Source organism: Streptomyces sp. FH025 (assembly GCF_017427025.1).
Lineage (GTDB): Bacteria > Actinomycetota > Actinomycetes > Streptomycetales > Streptomycetaceae > Kitasatospora.
Map to the genome: position 1 here is coordinate 1 of NZ_JAFLNG010000382.1, position 7,516 is coordinate 7,516.

At 73.7% G+C, this 7,516-nt stretch carries 5 protein-coding genes and 1 pseudogene; 3 read left to right on the top strand and 3 right to left on the bottom strand.

Annotated elements, in window-relative coordinates:
* Positions 1-119 precede the first annotated feature (119 nt).
* Positions 120-737: a hypothetical protein gene (locus J0670_RS24320; protein ID WP_207813786.1), complete on the bottom strand. Its 618-nt coding sequence runs from the start codon at positions 735-737 to the stop codon at positions 120-122.
* Between the two features lie 319 nt (positions 738-1,056).
* Here J0670_RS24320 and J0670_RS24325 point away from each other — a divergent pair, with 319 nt between their 5' ends.
* From J0670_RS24325 to ppsA, 3 genes are all read left to right on the top strand, one after another.
* A complete protein-coding gene (locus J0670_RS24325; RefSeq protein WP_207813787.1) occupies positions 1,057-1,302 on the top strand; it encodes a DUF1918 domain-containing protein in 246 nt (81 codons plus the stop codon).
* Between the two features lie 15 nt (positions 1,303-1,317).
* Positions 1,318-2,652, top strand: coding sequence for a nicotinate phosphoribosyltransferase (locus J0670_RS24330; RefSeq protein ID WP_207813788.1), 1,335 nt, complete (start codon positions 1,318-1,320; stop codon positions 2,650-2,652).
* Between the two features lie 197 nt (positions 2,653-2,849).
* Positions 2,850-5,213: a phosphoenolpyruvate synthase gene (gene ppsA, locus J0670_RS24335; protein ID WP_207813789.1), complete on the top strand. Its 2,364-nt coding sequence runs from the start codon at positions 2,850-2,852 to the stop codon at positions 5,211-5,213.
* A gap of 294 nt (positions 5,214-5,507) precedes the next feature.
* Here ppsA and J0670_RS24340 read toward each other — a convergent pair.
* A pseudogene (locus tag J0670_RS24340) lies at positions 5,508-6,641 on the bottom strand (universal stress protein); the annotation flags it as partial.
* A gap of 37 nt (positions 6,642-6,678) precedes the next feature.
* Positions 6,679-7,314 (bottom strand): K(+)-transporting ATPase subunit C, encoded by a 636-nt coding sequence (kdpC, locus tag J0670_RS24345; RefSeq protein WP_207813790.1) that lies wholly within the window; start codon positions 7,312-7,314, stop codon positions 6,679-6,681.
* Positions 7,315-7,516 lie beyond the last annotated feature (202 nt).

Sequence of the window (7,516 nt, forward strand, 5' to 3'; positions counted from 1 at the left end):
CGGCGTGGGCGGCGATGGGTGCGAGGACCACCGGGAGCCGGTTCGGATCCGCCTGCGCGCGGCACACGGGCGACGGTCACCCGGGCGAGACCCCCCGTTTCCGCCGGTGAGAACGGCTCTCACCGCCGTCCGGACCAGCCCGGTTCCACCTGCTCCCAGGCGCGCTCCCAGGCCGCCTCGGCCCGCTGCTCCAGTACCTGGCGCCGCAGCGCGAAAACGCCCTCGGTGCCGAACCCGAGGACGGAGACCGTGACGAGGCCCGCCAGCGTGGTGTCCGACAGGATCTGCTCGGGCCCCTTGGGTCCGATGGCCGGCAGTCCGGCGTCATCGAGCCCGACCCGGACGGCCGTTCCGGCGAGTGTGCCGGGCTGCACCGGGATGCTCCCGGATCCAGGCCCGGCCGGGTACGTCCAGCGGGCCGGGGCGTGCCCGGTCGTGCCGCCCGTCCGGGGGCCGTCCGACACCGCCGGGCCCGTGGTCACGGCGGTCACGGCGTGCCGGTGCCGGGCGACCTGCGACGCGGTGTGCGTCTCCGCGCGGTACACCAGCAGCGCCGCGACCACCGCCACGACGAATGTCGCGAGAACCGCCAAGGCCAACCCGGTCATCAGGCGGCTGTACGCCCGGTCCAGCGAGCGGCAGAGCGGGTTGCGGTCCCGGCCGAGGGCCCTCCGGACGTGCTGGCGCAGGGCCGCGCGCGAGCCCTGGGGACGGTGTGTGGCGGCTGCGGCGGACATGACGCGCCTCCTGCCGGGGTGGCATCTGCTCTCACGGATCAGTCTCCCGAGCCGACACCCCTCGACCGAGGGCCTGACGGCCCTGGTACCGGACCCCGATCGGTCCCCCCGCGCGGGCCTCCCGCCCCGGGGCGGCCTCCACACGGACACCGCTGCCCGTGCTTCCCACCGGACCACCTGTCGAGGGCCGGCCACAGGGGCCACCGGGCCCGGTGACGGGGACCGTCCGGCCCGTGCCGCGCCCCGACAGAGGTGGTGCCATTGGGAGTACGGACGGCCGAGGCGTGCCCCGGCCCGGCACCGACCCAGGGAGGACGGCATGAAAGCCGCCGTGGGAGACCGCATCATCGTCCAGGGCACCCGGCCGGGCGCGGCCCGCCGGGACGGCGAGATCGTCGGCCTGCACCATCCGGACGGCAGCCCGCCGTACGACGTGCGCTGGTCCGACGACGACCGGGTGACCGAGTACTTCCCCGGCCCGGACGCCCGGATCCACCGCTTCCGGCACGATCGGGCGGACTCCCCCGAGGCCGTGCCGCCCCACCCGCACCTCTTCGCCGACTGACGGGCGGCCGTCGCCATGTCCGACGCCCTGGTCACCGACCTCTACGAGGTGACGATGGCCCTGTCCTACCTGCGGGAGGGGATGACGGCGCCGGCCACCTTCAGCCTCTTCGTCCGGAAGCCCCCGCCCGAACGGGGGTTCCTGGTCGCGGCCGGGCTGGCGTCCGCCCTGGACCACCTCACCGAACTCCGGGTGGACGAGACGGACGTGGCCGCCTTCGCCGAGGTGATGGAGCGCCCGTACACCGAGTTGGAGCCGCTGCTGGGGCTGCGCTTCACCGGCGAGGTGCGGGCCGTACCGGAGGGGCGGGTCTTCCTGCCCGGGGAGCCGTTGCTGGAGGTCACCGCGCCGCTGCCGCAGGCGCAGTTCGTGGAGTCGTACCTGCTCAACCAGGTGTGCCACCAGAGCGCGGTGGCGTCGAAGGCCGCCCGCTGTGTGCTGGCGGCGGACGGGCGGCCGGTGGTGGACTTCTCGCTGCGGCGCACCCAGGGCGTCCCGGCGGGCGCGCAGGCGGCGCGGCTGGGCGCCCTCGTCGGCTTCGCCGGGACGAGCAACGTGGCGGCGGCCCACGCCTACGCTCTGCGCGCGGTGGGCACGATGGCGCACTCGTACGTCGAGGCCTTCGGTGACGAGGCGGCGGCCTTCCTCGCCTTCACGCGGGCTCACCCGGGACCGGTGACCTTCCTGGTCGACACCTACGACACGGCGCGAGGCGTCGCCGTCGCCGCCCGGGTGCTGAGGGAGTCGGGGCTGCACGAGGGATGCGCGGTACGGCTCGACAGCGGCGACCTGGGCGCGTTGGCGGTCACCGCGCGGCGGATCCTCGACGAGGCCGGTCTGCCCGGTGTGCGGATCACGGCCAGCGGTGGATTGGACGAGTACGGGATCGACCGGCTGGTGCGATCCGGGGCACCGATCGACCTCTTCGCGGTCGGGACGCTGGTCGGGGTTTCCGCGGACGCGCCGTACCTGGACGCCGCGTACAAACTGGTCGCCTACGACGGACAGCCGATGATGAAGCTCTCGACGGGGAAGGTGACCGCACCGGGGGCCAAGCAGGTGTTCCGGGGGCCCGGGCTCGCCGACACGATCGCGCTCCGGGACGAACCCGCCCCGGCCGGGACGGCTCCCCTCCTGCGAACGGTCATGGCGGGCGGCGAACGGACGAGCCCACCGGGCACGCTCGCCGAGGCCCGCGCGGCCTTCGCCGCCGACCTCGCCCTGCTCCCGCCCTCCGCGCGGCGGATACGGTCCCCGCAGCTGCCGACCGCCGCCGTGTCCGAGCGGCTGGCCGAGCTGACCGCCGACGTCCGCCGGCGGATCGAGCGACGGATTCGCGGCGCTCGGTAGCTCGGTAGCTCGGTAGGAGAAGGCGGCGCGGGCGACCTGCGGCCGGGACACTCGGCATCCGCAGTGTCCCGGGTGCGCACCGGCCCCGGCCGAGGGGGCCGGTCGGCCCTGCCGCCCGGTCGGCTTCCTTTCCTACGGTGGTGGGGAACGGGGTCCGGCCACGCCGGGCCACCTCGCCAGCGCGCCTGGAGGCAGCCATGCGCCGTGTCATCCGCTTCCGTGATCTCCACCGGGAGGACGTCGGTCTGGTCGGCGGCAAGAACGCCTCACTGGGCGAGCTGATCAACGGACTGGGCCCCGCCGGGGTCCGGGTGCCGGACGGCTTCGCCACGACGGCGGACGCCTACCGTGAGTTGCTGGACGTCGGCGGCCTGCGCGAGCGGATCGCCGAGCAGGTCGATCGGCTGCACCGGGGCGCCCCGCTGCCCGAAGTCGGCGAGGCGATCCGGTCGGCGGTGCTGGCCGCTCCCCTGCCGCCCGCCCTGGAGCACGACGTCGTCGAGGCGTACGGCAGCCTCGCCCTCGAATCCGGCCGGGAGGATCCCGACGTCGCCGTCCGCAGCAGCGCGACCGCCGAGGACCTGCCGGAGGCGAGCTTCGCCGGCCAGCAGGAGACCTTCCTCAACGTCCGGGGCGCCGAGGCGCTGCTGGACGCCTGCCGCCGTTGCTTCGCGTCCCTGTTCACCGACCGGGCGATCGACTACCGGGAGCGGATGGGCTTCGACCACCTCGCCCTGGCCCTGTCGGTCGGCGTCCAGCTGATGGTGCGCTCCGACCTCGCGGGCGCGGGCGTGGCGTTCACGCTGGACACCGAGACCGGCTTCCCCGGTGTGGTGGTCGTCAGCGCCGCCTGGGGGCTGGGCGAGACGGTGGTCAGCGGCCAGGTGGACCCGGACGAGTACGTGGTGTTCAAGCCCGTGCTCAAGGACCACCGCCTCGACCCGGTGGTCCAGGTCCAGCTCGGGTCCAAGCGCCGCAAGGCCGTGTACGGGCAGGACGGCTCGACCACGACCGTCGACACCGACGCCGGCGAACGGGCGCGCCCGGTGCTCGAACGGGGCGACATCCGCACGCTCGCCGAGTGGGCGGTGGCGGTCGAGGAGCACTACGGCTGCCCGATGGACCTGGAGTGGGCCAAGGACGGGCTCAGCGGGCAGCTGTTCCTGGTCCAGGCCCGGCCGGAGACCGTGCAGTCCCGCCGGGGCGAGGTGCTGCGCCGGTACCGGCTGACCGGTACGGGCGAGCGGCTGGTGGACGGCATCGCGGTCGGCGAGGCGGTCGGGGCCGGGCCGGTGTGCGCGCTGGCCTCGCCGGTCGGTCTGGAACGCTTCCCCCAGGGCGCGGTGCTGGTCACGGAGATCACCGACCCGGACTGGGAGCCGCTGATGAAACGGGCCGCCGCGATCGTCACCGACCACGGCGGGCGCACCTCGCACGCGGCGATCGTCAGCCGTGAGCTCGGCGTCCCGGCGGTGGTCGGCACCGGCTCGGCCACCGCCGCCCTGGCCGACGGGCGGCAGGTGACGGTCTCCTGCGCCGAGGGCGCCGAGGGCCACGTCTACGCGGGCCTGGTGCCGTACGAGGCGACCGAGACCGACCTCGGCTCGCTGCCGAGCACCCGTACGAAGGTGATGCTCAACCTGGCCGACCCCGGTGCCGCGTTCCGCTGGTGGCGTCTGCCGGCGGACGGCGTGGGCCTGGCCCGTACCGAGTTCGTGGTCGCCCACCAGGTGCGCGTCCACCCGATGGCCCTGGTGCACCCCGAGCGGCTCTCCGCCGAGGACCGGCGGCTGGTCGACGAGCTGACGTGCGGCTACCCGGACGGGACGGACTACTTCGTGGACCGCCTCGCCCACGGCGTGGCCCGGATCGCCGCCTCCCGCTGGCCGGACCCGGTGGTGGTGCGCACCAGCGACTTCAAGACCAACGAGTACGCCCGTCTGGTCGGCGGCACGCCCTTCGAACCGACCGAGGCCAACCCGATGATCGGCTGGCGCGGCGCGAGCCGCTACTACGACCCCGGCTACCGCGAGGGCTTCGCCCTGGAGTGCCGGGCCCTGCGCAGGGCCCGGGACGAACTCGGCCTCACCAACGTCGTGGTGATGATCCCCTTCTGCCGCACCCCGCAGGAGGCCGACCGGGTGCTGGCGGTCATGGCCGACAACGGACTCGCCCGCGGCACCAACGGCCTGCGGGTGTACGTCATGGCGGAGATCCCCGCCAACATCCTGCTCGCCGAGCAGTTCGCCGAACGCTTCGACGGCTTCTCCATCGGCAGCAACGACCTAACCCAGCTCACCCTCGGCGTCGACCGCGACTCCGGCCTGCTCGCCCACCTCTTCGACGAACGGAACCCGGCCGTCACCCGCAGCATCGAGACCCTGATCACCACCGCCCACACGGCCGGCCGCCACGTCGGCCTCTGCGGCCAACGCCCCAGCAACGACCCTGACTTCACCCGCTTCCTGGTCCAGGCCGGGATCGACTCGATCTCCGTCACCCCGGACAGCTTCGCCACCGTGAAGCGGGCGGTCGCCGCCGCCGAACAGCAGTCGCCGTGAGCACACTCACGGACGGGCCGGCGGGAGCGCGCTCACGGACGGGCCTGCTCGGCGGCTCGCCGTCCTCACGAACGGTGACGGTGCCGTCCTCGGTCCGCTCGGCCTGCCGATACCGGGCCCGGGGCAGGTGCAGGAAGGTCTTCCGGGACTGCGGCGACTCCTCGACCTGCGGCACCGTACTCCCACTGTCCGCCGCTCCCGGCGGTCCCGCCCGAGGCCGGTCGCGCGAAGAGGCTGCGGACCGCTGCGGAGGTCCAGCGGTCAGGGCGATCCACGCGGGCCGCCACGACGACGACGGGCGCTGCCGGAGGCCTCGTGGGTGACCATGTGGACGTCGATGTCCCCGGACAGGTCGACCGTGGTCTCCCCGATGCCGGGGCCGGTGAGGAGACGGTTGATCAGGCCGCGGCGGCTGGTGCCGAGCACGAGCTGGGTGGCGTCGTGCTCCCGGGCGAACCGCAGCAGCGCGCGGGGGATGTCCTCGCCGACCACCAGGTGGTACGTCCCGCCCAGGCTCTCCACCAACTTCCGCTGGCGGTCCAGCCGTCCGGGATCCGCATCGGCGAGGCCGTCCTCGCGTGCCACGTGTACGGCGAACAGTTCACCGCCCCCGGTGCGGGCCGCGATCCGGGCGGCCCGCCGGATGAGCGTCTCTCCCTCGGGCCCGCCGGTGAGGCCCACCACGATCCGCTCCCGGGTCTCCCACACGTCATGGATCCCGTGCTGCTCCCGGTAGTCGTGCAGCCGCTCGTCCACCCGTCCGGCCAGCCAGAGCAGCGCGAGCTGGCGCAGCGCCGTCAGGTTCCCGATCCGGAAGTAGTTGGACAACGCCACATCCACCTTCTCGGGCGCGTAGACGTTTCCGTGCACCATCCGGCGCTGCAGTCCCTCGGGCGGCATGTCCACCAGCTCTATCTGGTCGGCCCGACGAACGACCTCGTCGGGCACGGTCTCGTGCTGCACCACGCCGGTGATCTTCCGTACCACGTCGTTCAGGGACTCCAGGTGCTGGATGTTGACGGTGGTGATCACCTCGATGCCGGCGGCGAGCAGGTCCTCGACGTCCTGCCAGCGCTTCGGATGCCGGCCGCCGGGCACGTTGGTGTGGGCCAGTTCGTCGATCAGCGCCACCTGGGGCCTGCGGGCGAGGACGGCGTCGAGGTCCAGTTCGGTCAGTTCGGTGCCCCGGTACGTCCGGCGGGCGCGCGGGACGACCTCCAGCCCGGCGAGCATCGCCTCCGTGCGCCGCCGGCCGTGGCACTCCACCAGGCCGACCACCACGTCGGTGCCGCGCGCCTTGCGCCGCAACCCCTCCTCCAGCATCCGGAAGGTCTTGCCCACCCCGGGCGCGGCCCCCAGGTACACCTTGAACCGGCCCCGGCCGCTCCGGAGGCCCGTTGATGCGTACGGCGCGGGCTGCTGCGCCACCGGACGGCCTCCCTTCACGGTCCGCCGGTCCGCCTGGTCAGCCGAGCCGCGCGAGGGCGAGGTTGAGGGTGACCACGTTCACCCGCGGCTCGCCGAGGAAGCCCAGGACGCGGCCCTGCCGGTGTCGCTCGACCAGCCGACGGACCACCGCCGGGTCCAGGCCGCGCGCCTTCGCGACACGGTCGACCTGCTCATAAGCGTAGGCCGGGGAAATGTGCGGATCGAGCCCGGAGCCGCTCGCGGTGACCGCGTCCGGCGGGACCAGGACCGGATCGATGCCGTCGAAGGCGGCGACGGTGGCCCGCCGTTCCCGGATGGCACCGGTCAGTCGCGGGTCGTCGGGCCCGAGGTTCGAGGCGCCCGAGGCCGTCGGATCGTAGCCGGCCCCGGCGGCGGACGGGCGGGGCTGGAACCACTTCGGGTCCGGCAGGGGCTGCTCCTTCGGATCGCTCGGATCCCTCTTCGGCAGGCCGAAGGTCTGACCGAGCAGACTCGATCCGACGACCCGGCCGTCCTGTCGTACCTGAGACCCGTTGGCCCGCCCGGGGAAGGCCAGCTGGGAGAACCCCGTGAGCAGCAGCGGGTAGGCCAGGCCGCAGATTGCGGTGAAGAGCAGCAGCAGGCGCAGCGCGATCAGGTGCGGCCGGATGAGGGCGGGCGGCGGATTCCGCATGGAGACTCTCCCTTCCGTGGACATCCGGGCGGGTGTCCTAGAAGACGAACTGCACGAGGAGGTCGATGAGCTTGATCCCGACGAAGGGCAGGATCAGCCCACCCACGCCGTAGACGCCGAGGTTGCGGCGCAGCAGTGAGCTGGCGTCGGACGGGCGGTAGCGCACGCCGCGCAGCGCGAGCGGGATGAGCGCGACGATGAT